The following is a 23,648-nucleotide window of genomic DNA, read 5'->3' as shown; positions in this document are numbered from 1 at the left end:
GGCTAAGGCAGCCGTCTGCAATGGGCTCGCCGAGCCCGCCCGGCGATGCCCCGGAAGCGTCGCCTGACCACGCCGATCTCCTCCCAGAGCGTCGTAGCCACGCATCCGGGGCGTATACGCGTTTTTGCAACCCCAGGCAATCATGCCCGTCCGCCGTTGGGCGGGCCTAAGGAAATTCCAGCACCCGGCTTTCCTTTTTGCCGACCTCGACGGTTTCGGCCCGTGCGCCGGCACGGTAGGCCACTTCGCTGGGGCTGCCAAGCCGAACGGTGAGCCGTCGGGAATAGGCCACTCGGTGCGGCTTGCCGGGCTTGAGATAGACCCGCTCTTCCCGGCCGTCGTCCGCCGTGTAGAGAATCCAACTCGCCTTGACAGCGGTGAATTCGACCTCGCCAGGGCCTGCGATCGGACCGGGCGGCTGTCCTGAGGCCGCTGCGTCCCGTTGGCCGACGGCATTGCCGGCCACAGTCGCGGCAGCCCCAGACTGGAGTGCCTCGGGTTGCGAACCGGTCCTATCTGCCGGCGTCGGCTGGGCGGGCGTGGCCTCGGGGAAGGCCGCAGAAGCCTCGTCACGTCCGGCGGCGTTGCTGTCAGGCCCGGAACCGGAGACCTGAGCCGGCTTGGCCCCATTGGCCACGGGCCGGGCTGCCGATCCTTCGCGCACCCGAGCCTCGTCCGAAACGGGCGGGGGAGCTGGCGCTGAGGCCGTGCCCCTGGACGCCGCCGCGCCGCTCTCGCCGGGAACCGCCGGTTCGGCCGGACCGGAAGACGGCGTGGACGCGGGCGGCGGCGCGACCGGGCGCGCCCCCTGTTCCGGGACCGGCAGCGCGGGCGCAAGGGCCGGGGTGATCGTCTCGTCTGCGGGCGGGGCCGAGGGAGGGGAGGCCGGCGGCTCATCCGGCGAAGCAGGCGAGGCGGCCGTCGGCTGGCGGTCCGCCAGGGCACGGCGGGCCGCGCCGGCCACATAGACGCTGGCCTCTTCCTGGACCTTGGCGGCGACAAGCTCGGCGTCGCCGTCCTTAGTGTCGATCTGGGCCAGCATGGCTGCGGCCGGCAGCAACCGGGCATTGACCCGGATGGTCGCCTGACCGAGCGCCTTGGCCAGCCAGGCGTCAAAGGCCTTGGTCAGCTTTTCCTCAGTGAGCCGGGCCTCGACCCGGGCGTAGGCCTTGGCCGGATCGGGCATGGCGGCGGGCGTGCGTTCCACCAGCACCAGGGCGACATGTTCGCGGCCCATGGCCAGGGGAGGGGTCGCTTCGCCGGGCTTTTTGCCGCGCAGGGCGTCGCGCCAGGCCTGGGGCAGCCCGGCTTCGGGCATCACCGCCTCCCGGCCAAGCGAGGCCTCGCCCTGGCCGGACTTGCGCGCCGCAGCCAGGGCCGCCTTGACCGCTTCGGCGTCCCGGCCGGACACCACGCGAAGCGTCACCATGGCCGGCCGGGCAAAGGCGGCCTGGTGTTCCTTGTAATAGGCAGCCGCCTCGGACACGCCCACCCGCTGTCCGGGCAACAGCACGTCCTGGCGAAATTTTTCCAGAGCCAGTCGGTCGGCCAGCATCTCCCGCCAACGGGCCAGATCAATGTGCTCTTCAAGCAACATGCGCTCGAAAGCTTCGCCCGGATAATCGGCCCGCACGGCCGCCTCGGCCTTTTCCAACTCCTCAGGCGTGGGAGCCTGGCCCAAACGCTTGAGTTCCTGGCCTACCAGCCGGGCCACGACCGCGTCGGCCAGAGCCGCTCCAAGGCCGGCGCGCAGGTCCTCGACCGCCGGATTGTCAACAGCTGGTTGGCTGATCCGGCTGACATCGTTTCGCATTTCCAGCTCGGCCAGTCGGATGGGCGAACCGTTGACCACGGCCACCACGCCCGGCTCGTCGGCCGTGTCGCGGCCGCAGCCCCAAAGGCAAAAGGACAGCACCAGGGCGGCCGCCAAGCGCCAGCCCCGGCCAAGCCGCCTTGTCACGCCCCCTCCCCTTCGCCCAAGCCGGCCAGTTCGCCGGCCCAGACGGCAATGGCCTCGGGCAGCGGCAAGGCGGCGTCCAGGGGCAGCACGATCTTGCCCGGCGGCAGCAGGCGCACGGCCGGATGGGCGGCCACGAAGGCGACGAGCCGCTCCGTGGAAACGGACGCGCCCTCGGCCTCGAAGGCCACAGTCAGACGCGTGGGCGTGATCTCGGCCTTGGTCGCGCCAAGGCGTCCGAGCACCTGCTTGAAGGCCAAAACGGACCGGAAATTGTCCACCTCGGCCGGAGGCGAGCCAAAACGGTCGCGCATCTCGGCGGCGATCTCGGCCAGGCGCTCTTCGGTCTTGGCCGTGGACAAGGCCTTATACAGGCGCAGGCGGTCGGAAGCCTCGGGCACGTAGCGCTCGGGGATGCGGGCGGCGATGCCCAGGGTGAGTTCGGTCTCGATGCGCTCCTTGATCGGCTCGCCCTTGAGCCGCCGCACTTCCTCGGCCAGCATTTCCAGGAACATGTCCAGGCCGATTCGGGCGATATGGCCGGACTGGGCCTCGCCCAGGATGTTGCCGGCCCCGCGCAGCCGCAGGTCTTCCATGGCCACCTGGAAGCCGGCCCCCAGGTAGTCCATGTCCAGGATGACGCGCAGGCGCTTGCGGGCCAGCTCCGGCACCTTCTCGATGCTGGGTACGACGAAGTAGGCATAGGCCTGGCGCGGCGAGCGCCCCACCCGGCCGCGCAGCTGGTAGAGCTGGCCCAGGCCGAACATGTGGGCGTTGTCCACAATCAAGGTGTTGGCCCGGGGAAAATCCAGGCCAGATTCGATGATGGAGGTGCACACGAGAATGTCGGTCTCGCCGTGCCAAAAGCCGTGCATGGCTTCCTCCAGGGCGGTTTCCGACATCTGGCCGTGGGCCATGGCCACCTTGGCTCCGGGAGCCAAGGTCTTGACGTAGGCGGTCACGTCCTCCAGGCCCTGGACCCGGTTGTGTACCCAGAACACCTGGCCCTGGCGGTCGAGTTCGCGGCGCAGCACCTCGCGCAAAAAGCCCTCGTCGCGCTCGACCAGAGCAGTGTCCACGGTCTTGCGGTCCGGCGGCGGCGTCTCGATGACCGACAGGCCCCGCACACCGGAAAGGGACAGTTGCAGGGTGCGCGGAATGGGCGTGGCCGTCAGCGTCAGGGCGTCGATGTTTTTCTTAAACGCCTTGAGCCGCTCCTTGTGCTTGACGCCAAAGCGCTGCTCCTCATCGAGAATGAGCAGGCCGATGTTGGGGATGGCCACGTCGGAAGACAGGATGCGGTGGGTGCCGACCAGGATGTCCACCTCGCCGCGCGACACGGCTTCCAGCACCACCTTGCGCCGCTTGGGCGAGACAAAGCGCGAGAGCATCTCCACCCGCACCGGAAAGCCTTCCAGCCGGGCGGCGAAATTCTGGTAGTGCTGCTCGGCCAGGACCGTGGTCGGGCACAGCATGGCCACCTGCTTGCCGTCAAGCACCGCCCGGAAGGCGGCCCGCAGGGCCACCTCGGTCTTGCCGAAGCCCACGTCGCCGCACACCAGCCGGTCCATGGGCTCGGGCCGCTCCATGTCGGCCAGGACCTCGCCAATGGCCCGTTCCTGGTCCGGCGTCTCCTCGAAGCCGAAGGTGGCCTCGAATTCCAGGTACAGTTCGTTGGTGGGGCCGTAGGCATAGCCTTTGGCCACTTGCCGGTAGGCGTACATCTCGACCAGATCGGCGGCGATGCGTTCCACGGCCTTTTTGGCCCGCTCGCGCACGGACTTCCAGCGCGCCCCGCCCAGTCGGTCCAGCGGCGGCGAAATGCCTTCGGGTCCTTTGTAGCGTTGCAACAGGCCCAGGCGGTCGGCGGGCAGATAGAGCTTGTCCTCGTCGGCAAAGACCAGCAGCAGATAATCGCCGCCGGTGGCGTCCACGGTCATGCGGGTGAGGCCCTCGAAGGTGGCCACGCCGTAATCGCGGTGGACGACCAGATCGCCGGGGCGGATGTCGTCAAAGGAGGCCAGGCCCTTGAAGTCCTTGTCGGCCCGCTCGGAACCGCCCTTGGCCGACTCGGGGTGCAGGATGTCCTCGGCCAGGATGCGGGTGTCGCGCCACGAAAGCTCCATGCCGTGTCGCAGCGGCGAGAGCAGCGCGAAAAGCCCGGTCTCGTCCGGGCTATAGCCGGTGCGAAAGACCAGCCCTTCCGGCTCGATCATTTGCAGGAATTTCTTGCGCGACCGCTCGCCGTGGAAGGACAGGATGGTCTGGCCGTGGCCGTTCCATTCCTTGAGGGCGGCGACCAGGGTGGTCCAGGGGCGCTTGTCCGAGCCGGGCTTCCAGAAAAGGTCACCAAAGCGTTCCAGGACCTTTTCCGGCAGATCCGGGCCATGGCGGCCCCGGCCCATGACCAGATCCTCGAAGAGAATGCGCCGGCCAGCCACCAGGGATTTGCGGGCCATGTTTTCGGGCCACAACACCCGGGAGTTCGGCCAGGGATGGCCAAGCTCCTTGGTTTCGGCCTCGAAAAAACGCCGCCAGGCGTGTTCGGCTTCTTCCAGGCGCTCCTTGACCTTGGTGGGGTCGCACACGAAATAGGCCGCGCCTTCGGGAAACCAGGCCGAAAGCTCCACCGGCTTTTCGTAAAAAAGCCCGGGCCAGATGCCGCCGTCGCGGACCTGCAAGGCGTTTTCCAGGCGCTGCTTGGCGGCCCGGTGCAGTTCCCCCGTGCCGGCGATGGTCTCCCACAGCGTTCTGGCCTCATCCATGAAGGTTTCGGACAGCACAGCCGGGGCGGCCGGGATGAGGGAGGCTTCGGGGAGTTCGGCCAGGGAGCGCTGGGTGCCGGCGTCGAAACGGCGTACGGCTTCCAGGACATCGCCGAAAAATTCCAGACGCAAGGGACTTTCATAGCCCGGCGGGAAGATGTCGAGGATGTCGCCGCGAAGGGCGAATTCGCCGGGATTGGCCACCATGGGCGAGCGCTTGTAACCCCACAGCACGGCCTGTTCGGCGATGAGGTCCCGTGGCAGTTCCTCGCCCACGGCGACGTTTAAAATGTTGCCCTCCAGGGCGCGCGGCGGCGGCCACTTGGGCAACAGGTTGTCGGCGGTGACCAGCAGCACGCGTGGGCCTTTGCCCATGGCGGCAAAGGCCAGAAAGGCCATGCGCCGGGCCCAGAACGCGCCGCTTGGCCGGCCCGGGGCGTAGGAGGGCAGCATGGCGTAGGACGCGCCCCACAGGGTCCCGGGCGAGGGCGGGGCCAGCATGTCCAGCAGCGCGGCGATGCGCGAGAGTTCGTGAACGCCCGGGGCCACGACCACGGCGGATTGCCCCCGGGCCAGGGCGGCGGCGGCCAGATAGGCCAGGGTGGCCGGCCCGCTTTTATAGACCGAGGCGGAATCGCTGGCGGCGAGGAGTTCGGCGAGGGGCGAAGCTGTGCGGGACAAGATGGTCCTCGTGAAAAAAATACGGGATGGCCGCCGCCACGAAAGTGACGGCGGCCGTAACCGCGTAACAGATTGCGCCGAGCCGTCCAGGACCCGACCGTCGGGGACGGCCCAGCAGGCCGGTCCGACCGGACTTGGCGCGGCGAGCCAGCTTTAGAAGGAACCGAGCATGTCCCGTTCTTCGCCGGAAAGCAGCTTGTTGAGGTCGAGCAGGATGAGCAGCCGATCCTCGAGCTTGCCCACGCCGCTGATGTATTCGGACTCCAGGCCCGAAACGACGGGTGGCGGCGGCTCCACCGTGCTGGCGGGTATGCGCAGCACCTCGGAGACGGAATCGACCACAAACCCGACAATCATGTTGTTGATCTCAATGACGATGATGCGGGTATGCTTGTCGTGGTCCCGTGTGGTCAAGCCAAAGCGCCGCCGAAGATCAATAATGGGTATGACCTTGCCCCGCAGGTTGATGACGCCCTCGACGAACTCGGGGGCGCGCGGGACCTTGGTGATATCCATCATGCGGATGATCTCCTGCACGCTGAGGATATCGACGCCAAATTCCTCCTCGCCAATACTGAACGTGACGAGTTGGAGGAGTTCGGCATCCTGTTTCTTGAGGGTTTCCTCCATGCGGCAAGCTCCCGTTTATAGTGTGGCCGCGCCTGGGGCGGCAAATTGCGTCGCTATAGCAATTCTTACGAAAAGCGGCCGTAAAGCGCAAGGCCGATGCGCGGGCCGGCAGAAAAATCCCGAGATCTCCTGGCCGCGCCGTTGCCGAACGCCGCCAGGTGAAAAACAAAGTTAGTCCCCGGCGTCCATTCCGGCTTCGCGCTGGCGCTCTTCGGGCGTCATGCTCCAGAACGGGAAACCGTCCTTGGTGCGACGAACCTTGAGCTGAACGTCGTCGCCCTTCTTGACCTTGACGGCCATGAGCACGTCCTGGCCGTCGAATTCGGCCCAGGCGCCGGCCGCCTTGACCTGATCGCCTTCCTTGAGGCCGATGGAGGCCAGATCGACGAATTCCTTGGGGCCAAGATGCACGATTTCCAAGGTTTTATCTTTCTTGTCCTCGACCTGCAGGGCCACGCCCGTGGCCATGCCCGGCAAAGGCACGATATCGTAAATCTTGACCACCCGCCCCTTGATGGCGTCGGCTTCCTTGGGATCAAACAGCTTGTCGTAGGCCCCGCCCCGCTCCCAGCCCCGAATGTTGGGGTTGGTCTTGGGTCCGGCCTGGGCCAGACCGGCCAGAAGCGCCAGGACCACAACCGTCAGCATCGCCAGTTTCCGCATACCCCGCTCCCTTCCGTGTGGCTGCGCGCCGCGCGGGCGCGCCCCTGCCGCGTTACGGCAGGCCGCTCGTCGCGTCAATACGTGAACTGCCCATCTTCATAGATGGTCACGTCGCTGCCGTCCGCCAGATGGGCGCGCACCCGCTTGGGCTCGGTATTGACGAGGTCCCAATGCAGGGCCGAATCGTTGAAGCCCAGTTCGGCTTTCCTGGCGGCATCCAGGCTGGCCGGGTCGCCGTCGTAGGTATCGGAATAGGAACTTCCCACGGCCACGTGGCAGTTGCCGTTCGGTCCGCCAAAGTTTTCGTCATACAGCGTATTGGCCATGAACTTGTCGATGCGCGAAAAACGCCGATCAGTCAGGGAAAATTCGCCGATGCGCGAGGCTCCGGGGTCCATGGCCAGCTGTTTACGCACGAACTGCTCGCCCTGCTCGGCCGAAACCTCGGCCACCTGCCCGTCCTTGAAGGTCAGACGCACGCCGGAGACGAGATTGCCGCTGCGATACGACGGCTGGTCGGCGAAATAGCGCCCGGACACGCCGCGCCAGTCGGGCGAAGTAAATATCTCGAAGCTTGGGATATTGTGTCCTGAAAGCCCAAGCCAGCGGCGGCGCTCGCCGATGCTCACCTTGAGGTCCACGCCGACCGACTCCACATGGAGATAGTCGGCCTTGATGCTGCCAAGCCAGGCCTTGATCTCCCGGACCTCTTCATACAGCGCCCGCCAGCGGGCCACGGGGTCGGGGTCTTTGAGAAAGCAGGCGGCCACGACCTGGGCGGCGTAATCCTTTTTCGACAGCCCGGCCTTGGCGGCCAGTTCGGCCGTGGGATACAGGCACAGCGTCCAGCTGAATTCGCCGCGTTCCTCCCGGCGCACCAGGATGTCGCGCAGGGGCTTGCGGGCCACGGCGGCGGCGGCGATGCGCTTGGGGTCCACGCCGCTTAAGTGCGTCAGACTGTCCGGGCCGAGCAGATGCATGGCCCCGTGGAGATTTTCGTGAAGTTCGGCCTGTCCAGGGGCCTGGAACACGAGCTGGGCCTCGTCGGCCTTGCCGTAGAAGGCGCTTTCCATGGCCGGGGTGAGCGCCAGTCGCGGCACGGGACTGATGCCGCGCTCCAAGAGCTTGGCGTAGACGGCCTCGGCCAGTTTCAGGGCGGCCAGTTCGTATTGGACGAGCACCACGTCGCCGGGCTTGTAGGGTTCGGTGCGGGAAGTCAAAAGCCCCCAGACCAGGACATCGGCGTATTTATCGAGTTGCGGTCGCGTCAGCACGGCGGTTCTTCCTTTTTTTCAACGCTATACTCCAAAATGCGGCCAGGCGGCAAGAACGGACGGCAAGCCTCCCTGCCCCTTGCCTTTTTCGAAAAAACCATCTACCTAACCCCGTTCACGATAACGCGACCATTCGGCCGCGTCCATGGGGCGCGCCGTCAGGAGGATACTGTTTATGGCCAAAGAAGGCGCCATCGAGGTTGACGGCGTGGTGCAGGAAGCACTGCCCAACGCCATGTTCCGCGTCGAGCTGGAAAACGGTCACGAAGTGCTGGCCCACATTTCCGGCAAAATGCGCAAGTTCTACATCCGCATCCTGCCCGGCGACCGGGTCAAGGTCGAGCTTTCGCCCTACGACCTCACCCGCGGCCGCATCACCTACCGCCTCAAGTAGCCAGCCGCCCGCCGACTCACGGGCCGCGCCTTCCGGGGCGCTTCCCGCTCCCAAGCAGCCAAGGCCCGAAAGGCTTTTTACGGATTTCGAGCACCGGACGCCAGCCACGCCGCCCTCCCCTGTCGACGGACGGCGCGGCCCCGGGGCCTGCCCGAAGCCGCGTCCGTTGTTTGAGCCTACAATTCCGAGAGCAGCTCCAACATCTCCCGGTCCAGGGTCGTAATCCGCTGGCGCAGTTCCGCCTGCTCCTCGGACGGGCGCTCGGACAGATCCTTGGCCTTGCCACGAAGCCGGGCCAGCCGTCCTTCCATCTCGGCGAACAGCACTTCCCAGTCGATATGCGGGTGGGCCTTTTCGGCGTCCACGGCCACCACCGGCTCGGCTCCGGGCGTGAGCGTGTATTCCTCAAGGTACTGGGGAATGCGCACCTTGACCCCAAAACGCTGGCGGATCAGCCCGGCCAGGGTCTCCAGGGACTTCTGCTCGCCGTGGACCAGAAACACCTGGGGATGGTTGACCTTGAAATGCGACAGCCAGGCGAGAATCTGGCTCTGGCCAGCGTGGGAGGAAAAGCCGCCGATGGTGTAGACCTTGGCGTTGACCGCCACTTCCTCGCCCAGGATGCGGATCATTTTCGCGCCGTCCACGATCTTGCGGCCGGGCGTGCCCATGGCCTGGAAGCCGACAAAGACGATGCCGGCCTCGGGACGCCACAGGTTGTGGCGCAGGTGGTGCTTGACGCGGCCGGCGTTGCACATGCCGCTGGCGGCGATGACGATGGCCGGGCCTTTGAGTTCGTTGATCTCGCGCGACTGGTCGGTGGTCTGGGTGAAGCGGAGATTGGGCAGGGACAGCGGGTCTTCGCCCCGATCATAATAGGCCCGGGTCTCGGCGTCGAGGTAGGCCGGGTTGCGGCGAAAGATCTCCGTGGCCTTGATGGCCAGCGGGCTGTCCACGAAGACCGGCAGATCGGCCGGGATGCGGCCTTCCTTGAGCAGCAGGTGCAGGCAGAAAAGCATTTCCTGGGTGCGTTCCACGGCAAAGGCCGGAATGATGACCTTGCCGCCCCGGGTGTAGCTCTCGCGGATGGCCTGGGCCAGTTCCTCGCGGCTGTCCTGGGGGTTTTTGTGGTCGCGGTCGCCGTAGGTGCCTTCCAGAAAGAGGTAGTCGGACTCCACCGGCTTGTCCGGATCGTTGACGAGGAGCTGATCGGGCCGGCCGAGGTCGCCGGAGAACAGCATCCGCGTGCGCTTGCCGTTGCCGTCCAGGGACAATTCAATAAAGGCCGATCCCAGGATATGCCCGGCGTCGTGGTAGACGGCGGTGATGCCCGGGGCCGGCGAGAAGGACTCGCCGTAAGGGACAGGGGTCAACAAGGCGGCGGCGGCCAGGGCGTCGGCCTTGGTGTAGAGGGCTTCCACGGTCCGGCCGCCATGGCGGCGGCTTTTGCGGCTGGCCCATTCGGCTTCCATCTCCTGGATGTGGGCGCTGTCCTCCAGCATGATGGCGAGCAGCTCTTTGGTCGGCGGCGTGCAATAGATCTTGCCGCTAAAGCCGGTCTTGACCATGCGCGGAAGGAGTCCCGAATGGTCGATATGGGCGTGGGTGAGCAGGAAGAAGTCGATGTTGCGGGGCTTGTAGACCGAGGTGTCGAGGTTTCGGCGCTCGATGACCTCGTTGCCCTGGTGCATGCCGCAGTCGATGGCAAAGCGGGCCGTGGCGGTCTCGATAAGATGGCAGGAACCGGTGACGGTTCCGGCCGCGCCGAGGAACTTGACCTTCATGGTGCCTCCGGGTGCGGCCGCCCAGGCGGCCGCGTCTTGATAATAAGCGCCTTTGCGGGCAAGACCGGCAAACGGCGGTCGGCCGTTTGCCGGAGGACGCCGTGTACCCCGTTCGGCCGCCGCTGAAAAGGCCCTGCCCGGTAATCAGCCAAAGGAGCGCCCATGTCCGCCTCGCGCCAATACTTGATCAACGATCTGTCGATGTCGGAATCCTGGCGGCTTTTCAAGATCATGGCCGAAATCGTCGATGGATTCGAGCAGCTTGGAGAATTGAAACCGGCCGTGTCCATCTTCGGCTCGGCCAGGATAGGCCCCGACGAACCGCTCTACGCTGAAACGGCCAAGCTTGCCCACATGCTGTGCCAGGCCGGCTATTCGGTCATCACCGGCGGCGGACCGGGGCTCATGGAAGCGGCCAATAAGGGGGCCTACGAATGCGGCGGCGAGTCGGTGGGCTTGCATATCCATCTGCCCCTTGAGCAGCAGCCCAACAAGTTCCTGACCATCCGCAGCGATTACCGCTATTTTTTCATCCGCAAACTCATGTTCATCAAGTACGCCATGGCCTACATCGCCATGCCCGGGGGCTTCGGCACCCTGGACGAACTGAGCGAAGCCCTGGTGCTCATCCAGACCCGGCGCATCAAGCCCTTTCCCATCATCTTCATGGGCAAGGCCTTCTGGGGCGGGCTGATTGACTGGTTCAAGGGCACGGTTCTGGATCGGGGGTTCGTCTCAGCCGAGGACCTGGAGCTGTTCACGGTCCTGGACACGCCGGAAGAGGCCGTGGCCTACATCCGGCGGCACGTCATCGTCTAACCTTTTCACGACGCGTAAGGACAGCATGAAGATTTACGCCGATGCCGACGCCCTGCCCACGCCCATCAAGGACATCCTGTGCCGGGCGGCCATGCGCCGGGGGATTGCCCTGGTGCTCGTCGCCAACAAGGCCCTGCGCTTCCCCGAGTCGCCCCATATCACGGCCGTGCGGGTGGGCCAGGGCTTTGACGTGGTGGACGGGGTCATCGTCGAACGCGTGGCTCCCGGCGATCTGGTCATTACGGCCGACATTCCGTTGGCTGCCCAGGTGGTGGAGAAGGACGCCCATGCCCTGAACCCGCGCGGGGAGCGCTACACCCGCGACAACATCCTGGGCAAGCTGGCCATGCGGGGGCTGCTCTCGGAGCTGCGCGACTCGGGGGTGGTCACCGGCGGCCCGCCGCCCCTGTCCAACCGGGACCGGGAGGCGTTCGCCAACCAGCTCGATCAGTTTTTGCGGCAGTACACCGGCAACTAGAATACCATGTTCCCAGGTACGACCGGCAGCCGGCTTATCAGCCGCCGGAAAAAAACGCCCTCCGATCTATACGACCGGAGGGCGTTCTCGTTTTCTAAAGCAGCAGAAGCGATTAGCGCGGCTTAGCCTTCGTAGTACGACCGCAGATGCTGGCTGCGCACCGGATGGCGCAGCTTGCGCAGGGCCTTGGCCTCGATCTGTCGGATGCGCTCGCGGGTGACGTTGAACAGCTTGCCCACTTCCTCAAGGGTGTGGTCCGACTTCTCGCCAAGCCCGAAACGCTTGCGCAGCACCTGCTCCTCGCGCGGGGTCAGATCGGAAAGCACCTTGCCGATCTGCTCGCCAAGCTTGGTGTTGACCACTTCCTCGGCCGGAGCCAGGGCCTTTTTGTCCTCGATGAAGTCGCCCAGGCTCGAATCCTCTTCGTCGCCGATGGGCGTTTCCAGGGAAATCGGCTCCTTGGCGATCTTGAGGACCTTTTTGACCTTCTCCAGCGGATAATCCATGCGCTCGGCGATCTCTTCCGGGGTCGGGTCGCGACCGAGCTCCTGGACCAGATAGCGCGAGGTGCGAATGAGTTTGTTGATGGTTTCGATCATGTGCACCGGGATGCGGATGGTGCGGGCCTGGTCCGCGATGGCGCGGGTGATGGCTTGCCGTATCCACCAGGTGGCGTAGGTCGAGAACTTGTAGCCGCGCTGATACTCGAACTTGTCCACGGCCTTCATAAGGCCGATGTTGCCTTCCTGGATGAGATCGAGAAACTGCAGACCGCGGTTGGTGTACTTTTTGGCGATGGACACGACCAGGCGCAGGTTGGCCCGGATCAGTTCCTGCTTGGCGCGCTGGGCGGCGTTGTTGCCGCGCTTGATGCGCCACAGCACCTCTTCGAGCTCGTGGACGTTGTGGCAGCACTTGTCCTGAAGCCGAACGAGAATCTCCATCTTGGCCGAGAGCATTTCCTTGAAGGAGAAAAGCTCTTCCACGGTCAGCCCCAGCGACTCGGCGGCGATCATGGGATTGATCTCCCGGGCGTCGAGCTGGGCGAACATCTCCTGGATTTCGGACTGGGACTTGCCGACCGACAGGATATAGGCCGAGAGGTCGCGCTGACAGTTGTGCATCTGACGCACATAGTCCTCGACGATCTCGATGATGCGGTCGATAAGCGTCTTTTCGAGCTTGATGTCACGAAGGCGGGTCACGATCTCGTCCTTGAAGACCATGATCTCCTTCTGGATGCCGGCCACCCGCTTGTCCACGCAGGCGCACTGGTCGAACTTCGAGTACACCTTGCGTTTCTTGCGAAACGACGTCTTGACCTCTTCAAGGAGGAAGATGACCCGCTGGCGCTGGTTCATCTCATCCTCGGAAGGATCGTCTTCCTCGATGGTCTTGACCACGTCCTTGAGCTTGATACGGCCGATCTTGAGGTCCTCGCCGACCTGGATGAGCTCTTCCACGGCCACCGGCACTTCCACCAGGGCGTAGAGGACTTCCATTTCGCCGTTCTCGATCTTCTTGGCGATGACCACCTCGCCCTCGCGGTCGAGCAGCGGCACAGCGCCCATCTCGCGCAAGTACATGCGCACCGGGTCGGTGCTGCGGGACGAATAGTCGAGGGAATCCTCGCTTTCGGTCAGTTCCAGATCGGCGTCCGGGGCGTCGTCTGGCTCGGCGGCGGCCACTTCGATCTTGCGGCCGTCCTTGTCGGTGTCCACGAGGTTGATGTCGAGCTGATCGAAGATGGCAATGACCTCTTCGAGCTGCTCGGGGTTGTTCACCTCGGAAGGCAGGGCCTTGTTCACCTCGTCGAAGGTGAGAAAGCCTTTTTGCTTGCCTTTGATGATGAGGCTTTTGATCTGTTGGATCTCTTTGAGATTACTCATCTCCCCTCCCGGAAAGGGCTTGCAGTTCCCCGAGTAGCCGCAGGGCTTCCTCGCTGTCTCCCCGTTGCTGGGCCAGACGGATGGCGTCCATGACGGACCGCCGCCGGTCGCTCTCCCGCGCCTCATGGAGAAATACGCAAAGTTCCTCGAAAAACGCCGCCGCGTCCTCGTCGGACACGGGCGGTTCCATCTGCGCCTTGGCCCAAAAGGCGGTTTCGGGCTCGGTCAGGCGCGCCTCGGCCTCGTCCGAAACCAATCCGGCCAATCTGGCGAAAAACAGCCGGGCGTCGGCGTTGCCCAAAAGCTCGCCCGCCCCGGCTCCGGCAAGGTGCGCCGCATAGTCCGGCCGGCGCACGACAAACGACAAAATCTGTGCGTCGCGCGGGGCCAGCTCCCAGGCCGGCTGGCGCGGCGCGGCCGTCTCGCCCGGCCGTGGCCCGGGGGCCGGCCTCTTGGCCGGTCGGGAAAGCAGCCGTCGCAGTTCGGCCTCGGCCAGCCCCAGCCCCGAGGCCACGCGCGGAATAAACAGCGCCCGCAGGCCCTCGTCGGCCAGGCCCCCCAAAAACTCCCCGGCCCAGGCCACGATCTCCCGGGGGGCGTAGCTCTCGCGCACCATGCGCAGACAGAAATTGAGTCCGTCTTCGGCCCGTTCCAGACAGGCTTCGAATCCGTCGCGCCCCTGGGCATGAAGCAGGCTGTCCACGTCCTCGCCGTCGGGCAGGGGCACTACCCGGCAGGCTCCGCCAAGGGTCAAAAGCATCTGGGCCGCCCGCAAGGCCGCCTTGCGCCCAGGCGCGTCGCCGTCAAAGACCAGATCGACCCGGGGGGCGAACCCGCTTAGGCGCTTGGCCTGCTCATGGGTCATGGCCGTTCCCAGCACCCCGCAGGCCTCGCCGTAGCCGAACTGGTGCAGGGTGATGACGTCGAGATAGCCCTCGCTCAAAAGCGCCCGCCGGGTCTTGGCCATGACCGGCCTGGCTTCGTAGAGTCCGTAAAGATGCTGCCCCTTGGTATAGATGGGGGTTTCGGCGCTGTTGAGATACTTCGGATCGCCCTCGCCCATGACCCGGCCGCCAAAGGCGATGACCCGGCCGCCGCCGTCGCGGATGGGAAACATGAGCCGGCCGCGAAACCGGTCCCATGTGCGCCCGTTCTTGCCCTGGGTCAAAAGGCCCGCGATGATGGCCGAATCGTCGTCAAAGCCCCTGCCGCGCAGCACGGTTTGCAGGCCCTGCCAGCCCTCGGGGCTCACGCCCAGGGAAAACCGCTCGATCATCTCGGCGCTGACCCCGCGCCTTTCCAGGTACTCCCGGGCCACCCGGCCTTCGTCCCGGCCAAGCAAGTGGCGGAAATACCGGTCAGCCAGCTCGTGCATGGCTAGGCAAGCGTCGCGTTCGCGCTTCTTGGCCGCCGCGCGCGGGTCGCTGCGCGCCCGGCCGAGATCGACTCCCACTTCGGCTGCCAGCCGCTCCAGCCCTTCACGAAACTCCAGGCCGTTTATGCGGCAAAAAAAATCAATCACGTCCCCCGAGGCCTGGCATCCGAAACAGTGGAAAAAGCCTTTGTCGGGATGTACGTTAAACGACCCCTTGGTCTCCTGGTGAAACGGACAAGGCCCCACCAGCCGGCTGCCGACCGGCCGCAGGGTCACATAACGCCCCACGATTTCGGCGATGTTGGCCCGGGCCTTGACCGCCGCCACGGCCCCGGAATCATTTTTCATCGCACCCGGCCAGACAAACGTTGCAAGCGGCCCGGGGCCGCCCAAGGGTTGCTCGCTCCCGCCGGCGAAGCGAACAAAAAATGCCGACGCTTATTTGAGCGTCACCATGGTCATGCCGTCGCCGCCCCGATCCTCGGGAGCGATGGCAAAGGACGCGACCTGGGGATGGTCCTTCAGCATCCGATGCACCTCACGCCTAAGCGCCCCGGTGCCCCGACCGTGGATGACCTCCAGCTCGCCGTGCCCGCGCAGCAGCGCATTGTCGACAAAGGCCAAAAGCTCGCTCTCAGCCACGTCGGCGCGCATTCCCCGCAAATCGACCACCAACCCCAGCCCCTTGGCCTCCGAGGCTGTCGGCGTCACCACCGCACCGCCCCCGGCCTTGGCCGGTTTGCCGGCGGCCGGGGCCAGATCAGCCACGTTCACCCACAGGCTCACGCCGCCAATATCGACCTTGGCGGCCTGACGCTTGAGGTCTTTTTCCCGCACCACGCCGATTTTGTTCCAGCTTGTCACCTGAACCGAATCGCCAGGAGCCACGACGGACAGGTCGAAGGCCACAGCCGCGGCCTCGCCTCCGGGTCCCCCGGTCAATTCGTTGCTTTCATCAATAAGTCTTTTGCGAACATCGGCAAGGGCCTTTTGCGCTTCCTTACGTCCCAGGCGTCCGGCCTCGTGGCGACGCACGATGTCGCGGGACAGCTCGCGGATTTCCTCCACCAGCTTGTCCTGAGCTTTCTTCAAGTTGTCCTTGAGCTTTTGAATCTTGCCTTCTTCGGCCAGCCGCTTGGCGGCAATGGCCTCCAGCTCGTGTTCGCGACGCAAGGCCAGGTCATTTAAGCGGTCGAACACCAGTCCGGTGTCGTTGCCGTCCAGGAGCAGATAGCGGTTGGCCCGCTCCAGGATGTCCTCGGGCAGGCCGTGCTCCCGGGCCACGTCCAGGGCGATGGACGCCCCGACCTGATCGTAGGCCAGACGGTAGAGCGGCTTTTTGGTGGCCGGATCAAAGAGCATGCAGGCGGCGCGCACGCCTTCCCGGGACAGACCGTAGGCCTTGAGCGCCGGAAAGTGGGTGGCGGCGGCCAGATAGGCCCCCCGGTCAAGGAGACCGTCCACCACGGCCTGGGCCAAGGCCGCGCCCTGGGACGGGTCGGTGCCGGCCCCGAATTCGTCAAGGAGCACCAGCGTGTCCGCGTCGATGTCCGGCCAGACGCGCGAGAGGTGGCGGATCTGGGCCGTGAAGGTGGACAAATGGTCCTCAAGGCTTTGCTCGTCGCCGAGAAAGACGAAAATCTTGGCGAAAAAGGGCAGGCTGCTGCCCTCCCCGGCCGGCACGGGCAACCCCGACAGGGCCATGGCGGCCAGAAGCCCCAAGGTCTTCAAACAGACGGTCTTGCCGCCGGCGTTGGCCCCAGTGACGATAAGCGCCCGTTGGTCGGGGGCCAGTTCCAGGTCCTGGGCCACGGCGGAATCCGGGCCGGCCAGGGCCAGCAGGGGATGGCGGGCGGCGAGCAGGCGCACGGCCCGGCCCTGGGCGACCTCGGGCAGCGTGCCACCAAAGGCATCGCACAAGGCGGCCTTGGCCCACAGCACGTCGCAATCCACGAGCAGGCGGTAGGAGGCCGCCACTTCCCGGCGCTCGTCCCGGGCCAGGCCGGTCAAAAAGGCCATGACCCGGGCCTCGGCCTCGCGCTCCTCGTTTTTGAGTTCCTGGAGGCGATTGTTGATCTCCACCAGGAAAAAGGGCTCCACGTAGATGGTTTCCCCGGTCTGGGAATAGTCGTGGATGACGCCGGGCAGGCGGCCCTTGAAATTGGCCCGCAGCGGCAGGACGTAGCGGTCCGAGGAGATGGTGACGTAATCGTCCTGCAAAAGCGGCCCCAGCTCGCGCTCGGAGATGAACTCCTTGACCTTGGTCAGGATGGTCTGGTGGATGGAGCGGATTTCCTGGCGCACGGAGAAAAGCTCGGGCGAGCTTTCGTCCTTGAGGCGTCCGTCCGGGCCCAGGCAACGGGCCAGGGCGGCCTGGGTCTTCTTGGCCCAGGGCGTGCGGTAGACGATAGCGCCGAGTACGGAGTCGCCCTCTTCGCGGCCCAGGGCTTCGCGCAGGGCGGCCACCCGCGACAGCACGTGGGAAAGAGCGACCAGCGCATCGAGGTCCAGGACCCGGCGTTCGCTTTCGAGTACGGCGAAAAGCGGCTCGATGTCGGGAAAAGCGGTGAATTCGAAGGCCCGGTCGCGGCGCAGCTCAAGGGCCTCGACGAGCTTTCGCTGTTCCGTGGCCAAACGCGCGGCATCGCCCATGGGCCCAAGGGCCCGACAGGCGGCGGCGGCCGGTTCCGAGGCGGCATAGCCGGCCAACCGGTCCAAAACCTTCGGAAACTCCAGCAACGAAAGAGTTCTGGATTCCATAAGAAAATGTGGATTCGGGGAGGTCAGGAAGCGAGGCGCGCCTTGACGGCGTCGCTGACCCGCTTGCCGTCGACCCGCCCCTTGTGAGCGGCCAGCACCGCCTGCACGACCTTCCCCATGTCCTTCATGGAGGCGGCGGCAAGGTCGGTCACGGCGGCGTTGACGGCGGCGGCAAGCTCGTCGTCGGTCAAGGGAGCGGGAAGATAGGCGAGCAAAACGCCCAGCTCCCGCTCCTCTTTTTCGACAAGATCAGCCCGGTTCGCCTTGGCGAACTGTTCGATGGACTCCCGGCGCTGCTTGGCCTGCTTGGCCAGGACGTCGCAATACTCGTCCTCGGTCAAAGGGCGTCGCAGTTCGACCTGACGGTTTTTCGCGGCTGACTTAAGCATCCGCAAGACACCGAGGGTCAACTCGTCCCTGGCCTTCATGGAAGCCAGGTAGTCGGATTCGATACGGGCTATGAGATTCATTACATCATGTTGATTTTGCGCATTTTCTTGAGCAACCGCTTGCGAGCGGCGGCCTTCTTCTTCTTGCGCATGACGCTGGGTTTCTCAAAGTGCTGACGTTTCTTCAGCTCGGAGAGAATCCCGGATTTTTCGACCTGCTTCTTGAAGCGGCGCAGGGCCACGTCAAAGTTGTCGGACTCCTCAAGGTAGACACCGGGCATTCACATCACCCCCTCTTTGAAAAATTCCCTCGCGGTAAAGCAGGGTCATTTACCCGACGCACTCCTCCCTGTCAAGGGAGGCAATCCACGTCTTGTCAAAAAAGATCCCGTCGTTCAACCGCCGCCTCCCCTGCCGGATGAGGCCTGCCCTGGTCTGGAAAAGCGCCAAGCGTTTTCCCATAAAAGCGCCGACATCCCCGTCCCCGACAGGTTCAGCGCCCGGCAAAGGCGCAGGCCCCCACACGCCAAACAAAACCGCCCGGCGGCAAGCCGGGCGGCGGCGCGATCCCGAGGCCGGGAAAAGACTTAGTGGTGGCCGTGAGCCGGGGCGTTCTTGGTGTCCTGGTAGGCTTTGAAGATGCAATAGCCCATGCCCGAGGCGATGATGAAGAGCACCAAGTAGAGCACGCTGAAAAACACGAAATGATCGGGCTGCCACCAGGGGAGGTCCTGCGGCAGGGGGCTGTGGACGGTTTCGCCGTGTAACATGTGAGCTTCTCCCGCGATTGGTTATTGAATAGCGTCCTTGAGCAATTTGCCCGGCCGAAATTTGACGACTTTGGAAGCCGGGATATTGATCTCGGCGCCGGTGCGGGGATTGCGGCCGGTGCGGGCCTTGCGCTCGTCCACCATGAAGGTGCCAAACCCCGTCAGCGTGATCTTGCCTTCGCCAACCAGCGTTTCCTCGATCGCCTCGATAAAGGCGTTGAGGGCGCGTTCGGCGTTGGCTTTGGTCAGCCCTGTCTTTTCGGCAATTTTTCCTACCAGATCAGCCTTGGTCATCAGTCCTCTCCTCCTCGGTTGATCGCCTCCGGCCTGGCGGCGGCGCTATGCTCGCAAATCACTCCGGCGCGTTCCGTCAACATCAACAGGGACGCCCCCCCTCGCCTCCCCGCGGCAAGGACGGCCCTCCTGCCCCTGCGTCGCCGTTTCCGGCCTGACGCGACGCACGTGAGTGGGCAAACCAAAATCGATTTCAGCCCCAAAGTCAAGAGGGCAAGCGCGTTTTCAGCAATTTGGCCAGCTGCTGGAACTGGCCTGGCGTCAAGGTTTCGGGCCGAACGCGCCCCTCGATGCCGTGCCCGGCGCATGCCTGGGCCAGGGCCTCGTCCCAGTGGGGCTTCAAGATGCCGGCCAACTGCTTGCGGCGCATGGAAAAAAGCCGCTTGAGCAAGGTCGCCAGGCCGGCCGGGTCCTCGGGCCGTTCCTTGCTCGCCCGGGGAGTCACGGCCACCACCGCCGAATCCACCTTGGGCTGGGGCCGAAACACCCCGGGCGACACCTTGAAACAATAATCGAACCGGGCAAACGACGACGTCCAGGCGGTCAGCGCCCCGTACTGCCTGCCGCCCGGAGCGGCGCACAGGCGAAGGGCCACCTCGTGCTGCACCATGAAGACCCCCACGGCAAAGCGCGAGGCCTGGGAGCAGATATCCCACAACAGCGGCGAAGCGATATTATAGGGAAGATTGCCCACCAGCTTGGCGCCGTCCAAGGCGTCAAGGCGCGACCAGTCCAGGCGCAAGGCATCGACCAGGGCCGGATGGGCCCCGGGATGCTCGCGCGGCAGCCGGGCGGCCAGTTCCCGATCCTTTTCCAGGGCCAGATAGGCGCGCGGCCCGGCGGCCAGGATATGACCCGAAAGGGCTCCCCGCCCAGGGCCAATCTCGATGACCGTGTCTTCAGGCCCGATCCGCAACTGGGCCACGATCTTGGCGGAAACGTTGGGATCGACCAGAAAATTCTGGCCCAGGCTGCGTTTGGCCGGGGCGAACCCATCGCCCCGCTCTGTCGTGTCATGGCCCATGGGGCGCGTCATGCCGGCTCCTTTTGCACTTCGAGCAAATCTTGCTTGAGCGCCCACAGCACATGCCAGACGGCGGCGGCTTCGTCGAGTCCCGGCACGGCCGCAGCCAGACGTCTGGCCAGGGTCAGGCCCGGACAGCCGCCCCGGGCCAGAAAGACCAGCACCCGCAGAGCCTCGGGCCGCACCTCCCGGGACAGCTCGGCGTAGATCACCGGAAAATCCTGGCGGTGGTAGACCGCCTGGCCGGCCCGGGTCCAGACCAGCCGCAGGTCGTCGCCAAGCCTGCCCGAGGGATAACCAGCAAAGACCTCGTCGTAGGCCAGGGTCCAGGGATGGGGCGTGGCGGCCAACTGGTCCCGATCCGGCACGGGCTGCGCGGCCAGGCGTTTCCAGAGCTCCAGATGGCGGCCAACGCAGGCGTCCCAGGTGAATTGCGCCACGGCCCGCTCGCGCCCGGCCTCACCCAGGCCCCGGGCCTTATCGGGATCGCCAAGGACAGTGGCCAGCGCTTCGGCCAGGGCCGGCACGGACACGGCCGTAGCCTGGGCCAGGCGCAGATGGGTATGGTTGTCGTAGCACAGCGGAGCCAGCACATCGCGCGCCGGGGACCGGGGCAGCCCCAGCGTCGGCAACAGCCAGCCGGTGCGCCCCGGCGCAACGATGTCGCGGTAGCCGTCGTAGTCCGAGGCGACCACCGGCAGGCAGGCGGCCATGGCCTCCAGGAGCGTGAGGCCAAAGGTTTCCTGGGGATTGTCGGCCAGGGAGACAAACGCGTCGGCCAGGCCGAACAGTTGCCGCTTGGCCGCCTCGTCCGGCCGGCGCACCAGAACCAGGCGCAGGCCCACGTTGGCGGCCAAGGCGGCCAGGGTCCCCAAAAACGGATCGTCGTCATCGGTCCAGCCGGCCACCACCAGCATCAGGTTCGAGACATCCAGGCCGGAAGCCATGAGACGCTGCACGGCCCGAAAAAGCGGGAGCAGGTCCATCTTGGAGCTGTGGGAAACCCGTCCGAACATGAGGAGCACCGTGCCCTGGGGGGCGATGCCCCAGGCGGCCCGGGCCTCCGCGCGTTCCTGGCCGTCAAGACGCCGCCAGTCGTCGGGCTCCACGCCCAGGGGGATCAAGGCCAGTTCGGGCGCGGGATAAGCCTCGGGCGAGAGACCGTAGCCCCGGCGCAAGGCCTTAAACAGAGCCGTCACGGCTTCCCGGCCGGCCTTCGAGGTGCACACGATGGCGTCGCGCCGGGTGGTCGCGGGCGCGAGATGGGCCAGAAAATCGCGCTGATAGTGGGCGTAGCTTAGGGAATGGATGCCGCCGGTGATGGGAAAGATCACTCGAGAGAGAGCGTTCCGGGCAGCGGCCAGACGGGCCTGGGCAGTGAGGCAATCCGAGAGGTGAAAGACCGCGTAGTCCGTGGTTCCCAGGGCGGCCGGCAGCTCCTGACGCGTCAGAACTTTGAACGCGCCGCGCCCGGCCAGGGCCGGATAACGGGCGGCGAGCAGACCTTCCTGGCGCTGGCGCTCGCGCTCGGAGGGCATGAAAAAGTGGTAGGCGTCAAAGGGATCGCGCCGGGCCAGGGCATCGAGAAAGGCCGCGTTGGCCACCTTTCTGCCCATGATGTCGGCCCCTTCGATAAACGGGTCCAACGTAGCGAAGATACGGGGGGGGTGCATGGAGCCAGGGAGCCACAGCCTGGGCCGGTTGTCAAACGGCGCAGCCTATTACTGTTTGGACTGTCTTTTGCAAAGAGCGTGTCGGGCAGGCATATTGTGCCGGCCCTGACCCAAGGAGGCAGCCATGACGCGCGGAATCCGCCCCGAACATGTGTGGGGCATCGGACTTGGCGAAGAGGCCGCGACGGCCGTGAGTTCGGCGCTTGGAGCCGGTTACGTGCTGCGCAACTGGCCCATGGGCAGCCATCCCGGCGCCAGGGACATCGCTCGGGCCGCGCCCCTTGTCGTCTTTGTGGTCAAGGAAGCCTGGGACGCCCTGCCCCTTGATACCCAGAAGATCATTGAGGAATGGGAGACCCCCCAACGGGTGTTGGTGCTCGGGGCCACCCAGTCCGTGGCCGAATTCGAGGACGTGTTGGAAAACGGCTTTTTGTCCGCCGTGTCCGAGCCGCTGACCGACAAAAAGATCCGCGACGTCATCTTCCGGGCCAAGGAAGTCAAGAGCCTGTACGACGACATTTTCCGCATGACCCGCGAGATCATGCTGGAGCGCGAGCTTCTGGCCCGAAAGACCGATCTTGTGCTGTTTCTCAACCGCATTCTCACCCGGGCCAGCGAGTCCCTGGACCCCATCGTGATCCTGGACAACGCTCGGGAGGATCTTGAGCTGCTTCTGCCCCTGCAGGCGCTCATGGGCGCGCTGTGGCAGACCGGCGAAGGCGGGAATCTTGAAGCCGAACTGTTCCTGGAACCCGACATGGACCAAACGGCCGAACGCCACTGGACCGAGCAGTTGCTGCGTCAGGCCGCCAAGCTCGCCGGCAAGCCCATGCACAGCTACAAGGCCAGCTTCCTCGACGGCGGAGCCGACCACGAGTCGGTCGGCGTCCCGACCGCCCCTGAAGATCTCATCACCTTGCCGCTTCGGGCCGGCGGCCAGATGTTTGGCCTGCTCGTGCTCTACCGAGCCAAAGGCCGCGCCCTGGGCAAGGATCAGGTCCAGGCCCTCTACGCTTCCATCAACCATTTGGCTCTGGCGCTGAAAAACGCTGCCCTCTTCAATCAGGTCAAGATCCGGGCCGACCACGACGGCCTCACCCGCATCCACAACCGTCGGGCCTTTGATGAACGCCTCATCGACGAATTGCGCCGCCACCAGCGCTACCGCCATGCCATGAGCCTGCTTATGGTCGACATCGACCATTTCAAGGGCATAAACGACCGCTACGGCCACCTGGTCGGCGACCACGTGCTGCGCGAGGTGGGGAGCATCCTGTCGGAAACCCTTCGTAGCACGGATTTCACGGCCCGCTACGGCGGCGAGGAATTCGTGGTTATTCTGCCCCAGACGGCCGAGGAACAGGCGCGAATCCTGGCCGAGCGGCTGCGAGGCGCCATTGCCGAAGCGCGTTTCGTCCATGACGGCGAGGACTTTTCCATCACCGTGTCCATCGGCGTCTCGGCCTTGCAGCCCGGCGCCTTGACCCGGCGCAAGGATCTGCTGGAAAAAGCGGACAAGGCGCTTTACCAAGCCAAGCACCTGGGCAGGAACCAGGTCTGTACGTCCCTTGGACCGGTGACCCGCAGCGTGGACGCCTTGAGCGCGGTCCAGGCCGGTTAGTCCGGACCAAAGCCGGGAAGGTGGCTGGAAGACACGCCCAGGACACCATGCTGCTGGAGCCGGGCTTTATCCCCTCCCCAAACCGGAATAGGACAGCAAGATTTCCTTGTTGACATCCGCTGGGCCGGCGCGTAAAAGCTTCCTTCCTTGGGCAATTAGCTCAGTTGGATAGAGCGTTGGCCTCCGGAGCCAAAGGCCACAGGTTCGAATCCTGTATTGCCCACCATATTTCAAGGGGTTACGATGTAAGTCGCGACCCCTTCTTCGTTGCGGCAACAAAGCGGCAACGGCATTAGCCCGCCAGTGAAGCTCTTTTTGTTCGCAACATCCATCCACTGCGGACCACGGCTGTCCGTAAGGGAGACTGCCGGCGACAGCCAAAAACTCCAAAGCGGCCCTCGCAGGGAG

19 protein-coding genes and 1 tRNA gene are annotated in these 23,648 nt (G+C 65.1%); 5 read left to right on the top strand and 15 right to left on the bottom strand.

Going from position 1 to position 23,648, the window contains the following annotated elements; genetic code table 11:
• Positions 1-166 precede the first annotated feature (166 nt).
• From DMR_RS09845 to DMR_RS09825, 5 genes are all read right to left on the bottom strand, one after another.
• Entirely contained in the window at positions 167-1,960 is a 1,794-nt protein-coding gene (locus DMR_RS09845; protein ID WP_015860756.1) for a peptidyl-prolyl cis-trans isomerase, read from the bottom strand.
• Positions 1,957-5,403: a transcription-repair coupling factor gene (gene mfd / locus DMR_RS09840; RefSeq protein WP_015860755.1), complete on the bottom strand. Its 3,447-nt coding sequence runs from the start codon at positions 5,401-5,403 to the stop codon at positions 1,957-1,959. The genes DMR_RS09845 and mfd overlap by 4 nt, the downstream gene beginning before the upstream one ends.
• A gap of 153 nt (positions 5,404-5,556) precedes the next feature.
• On the bottom strand, positions 5,557-6,033 hold the full coding sequence (locus tag DMR_RS09835; RefSeq protein WP_006918937.1) for a chemotaxis protein CheW: 477 nt from the start codon (positions 6,031-6,033) through the stop codon (positions 5,557-5,559).
• Positions 6,034-6,204: 171 nt separating this feature from the next.
• Positions 6,205-6,696 carry a hypothetical protein gene (locus tag DMR_RS09830; protein ID WP_043600429.1) on the bottom strand — a complete coding sequence of 164 codons (492 nt, stop codon included), beginning with the start codon at positions 6,694-6,696 and terminating at the stop codon, positions 6,205-6,207.
• A gap of 74 nt (positions 6,697-6,770) precedes the next feature.
• Complete coding sequence (locus tag DMR_RS09825; RefSeq protein WP_015860753.1) at positions 6,771-7,970, bottom strand: aminopeptidase; 1,200 nt, start codon at positions 7,968-7,970, stop codon at positions 6,771-6,773.
• A gap of 175 nt (positions 7,971-8,145) precedes the next feature.
• Between DMR_RS09825 and infA the strand changes: the two genes are divergently transcribed.
• Positions 8,146-8,364, top strand: a complete 219-nt coding sequence (gene infA, locus DMR_RS09820) for a translation initiation factor IF-1 (protein ID WP_006918952.1) — start codon at positions 8,146-8,148, stop codon at positions 8,362-8,364.
• 176 nt (positions 8,365-8,540) lie between these two features.
• On the opposite strand, the gene DMR_RS09815 is transcribed toward infA, so the two are convergent.
• Positions 8,541-10,148 carry an MBL fold metallo-hydrolase RNA specificity domain-containing protein gene (locus DMR_RS09815; protein WP_015860751.1) on the bottom strand — a complete coding sequence of 536 codons (1,608 nt, stop codon included), beginning with the start codon at positions 10,146-10,148 and terminating at the stop codon, positions 8,541-8,543.
• A gap of 162 nt (positions 10,149-10,310) precedes the next feature.
• Between DMR_RS09815 and DMR_RS09810 the strand changes: the two genes are divergently transcribed.
• Entirely contained in the window at positions 10,311-10,967 is a 657-nt protein-coding gene (locus DMR_RS09810; protein WP_015860750.1) for a TIGR00730 family Rossman fold protein, read from the top strand.
• 25 nt (positions 10,968-10,992) lie between these two features.
• A complete protein-coding gene (locus DMR_RS09805) occupies positions 10,993-11,445 on the top strand; it encodes a YaiI/YqxD family protein (protein WP_015860749.1) in 453 nt (150 codons plus the stop codon).
• Between the two features lie 122 nt (positions 11,446-11,567).
• Here the strand turns inward: DMR_RS09805 and rpoD are convergent, their stop codons facing one another.
• From rpoD to DMR_RS09760, 9 genes are all read right to left on the bottom strand, one after another.
• The gene (gene rpoD, locus DMR_RS09800; protein ID WP_015860748.1) at positions 11,568-13,334 is read right to left on the bottom strand and encodes an RNA polymerase sigma factor RpoD; all 1,767 of its coding nucleotides are present in this window, start codon (positions 13,332-13,334) and stop codon (positions 11,568-11,570) included.
• Complete coding sequence (gene dnaG, locus DMR_RS09795; RefSeq protein ID WP_015860747.1) at positions 13,327-15,057, bottom strand: DNA primase; 1,731 nt, start codon at positions 15,055-15,057, stop codon at positions 13,327-13,329. Before dnaG ends, rpoD begins: the two co-directional genes overlap by 8 nt.
• A 90-nt stretch (positions 15,058-15,147) precedes the next feature.
• Positions 15,148-17,469 (bottom strand): endonuclease MutS2, encoded by a 2,322-nt coding sequence (locus DMR_RS09790; protein ID WP_015860746.1) that lies wholly within the window; start codon positions 17,467-17,469, stop codon positions 15,148-15,150.
• 23 nt (positions 17,470-17,492) lie between these two features.
• The gene (locus DMR_RS09785) at positions 17,493-17,939 is read right to left on the bottom strand and encodes a GatB/YqeY domain-containing protein (RefSeq protein ID WP_015860745.1); all 447 of its coding nucleotides are present in this window, start codon (positions 17,937-17,939) and stop codon (positions 17,493-17,495) included.
• Positions 17,939-18,139 (bottom strand): 30S ribosomal protein S21, encoded by a 201-nt coding sequence (gene rpsU, locus DMR_RS09780; RefSeq protein ID WP_006918961.1) that lies wholly within the window; start codon positions 18,137-18,139, stop codon positions 17,939-17,941. Before rpsU ends, DMR_RS09785 begins: the two co-directional genes overlap by 1 nt.
• Before the next feature lie 306 nt (positions 18,140-18,445).
• Positions 18,446-18,628: a hypothetical protein gene (locus DMR_RS09775; RefSeq protein ID WP_006918962.1), complete on the bottom strand. Its 183-nt coding sequence runs from the start codon at positions 18,626-18,628 to the stop codon at positions 18,446-18,448.
• A 21-nt stretch (positions 18,629-18,649) separates the two neighbouring features.
• Positions 18,650-18,922 (bottom strand): HU family DNA-binding protein, encoded by a 273-nt coding sequence (locus tag DMR_RS09770; protein ID WP_006918963.1) that lies wholly within the window; start codon positions 18,920-18,922, stop codon positions 18,650-18,652.
• A gap of 205 nt (positions 18,923-19,127) precedes the next feature.
• Entirely contained in the window at positions 19,128-19,958 is an 831-nt protein-coding gene (rsmA, locus tag DMR_RS09765) for a 16S rRNA (adenine(1518)-N(6)/adenine(1519)-N(6))-dimethyltransferase RsmA (RefSeq protein ID WP_015860744.1), read from the bottom strand.
• Positions 19,955-21,562: a glycosyltransferase family 4 protein gene (locus DMR_RS09760; protein WP_327194902.1), complete on the bottom strand. Its 1,608-nt coding sequence runs from the start codon at positions 21,560-21,562 to the stop codon at positions 19,955-19,957. The genes rsmA and DMR_RS09760 overlap by 4 nt, the downstream gene beginning before the upstream one ends.
• A gap of 181 nt (positions 21,563-21,743) precedes the next feature.
• On the opposite strand from DMR_RS09760, the gene DMR_RS09755 reads away from it, so the two are divergent.
• Both DMR_RS09755 and DMR_RS09750 read left to right on the top strand, forming a co-directional pair.
• Entirely contained in the window at positions 21,744-23,240 is a 1,497-nt protein-coding gene (locus DMR_RS09755) for a GGDEF domain-containing protein (RefSeq protein WP_015860742.1), read from the top strand.
• A 149-nt stretch (positions 23,241-23,389) separates the two neighbouring features.
• Positions 23,390-23,466 (top strand) — tRNA-Arg (locus tag DMR_RS09750).
• Positions 23,467-23,648: the final 182 nt, after the last annotated feature.

The sequence above is a fragment of the Solidesulfovibrio magneticus RS-1 genome (assembly GCF_000010665.1).
Lineage (GTDB): Bacteria > Desulfobacterota > Desulfovibrionia > Desulfovibrionales > Desulfovibrionaceae > Solidesulfovibrio > Solidesulfovibrio magneticus.
Note: the sequence above shows the minus strand (reverse complement) of the source record. Positions and strands in the feature narration are given on the sequence as shown.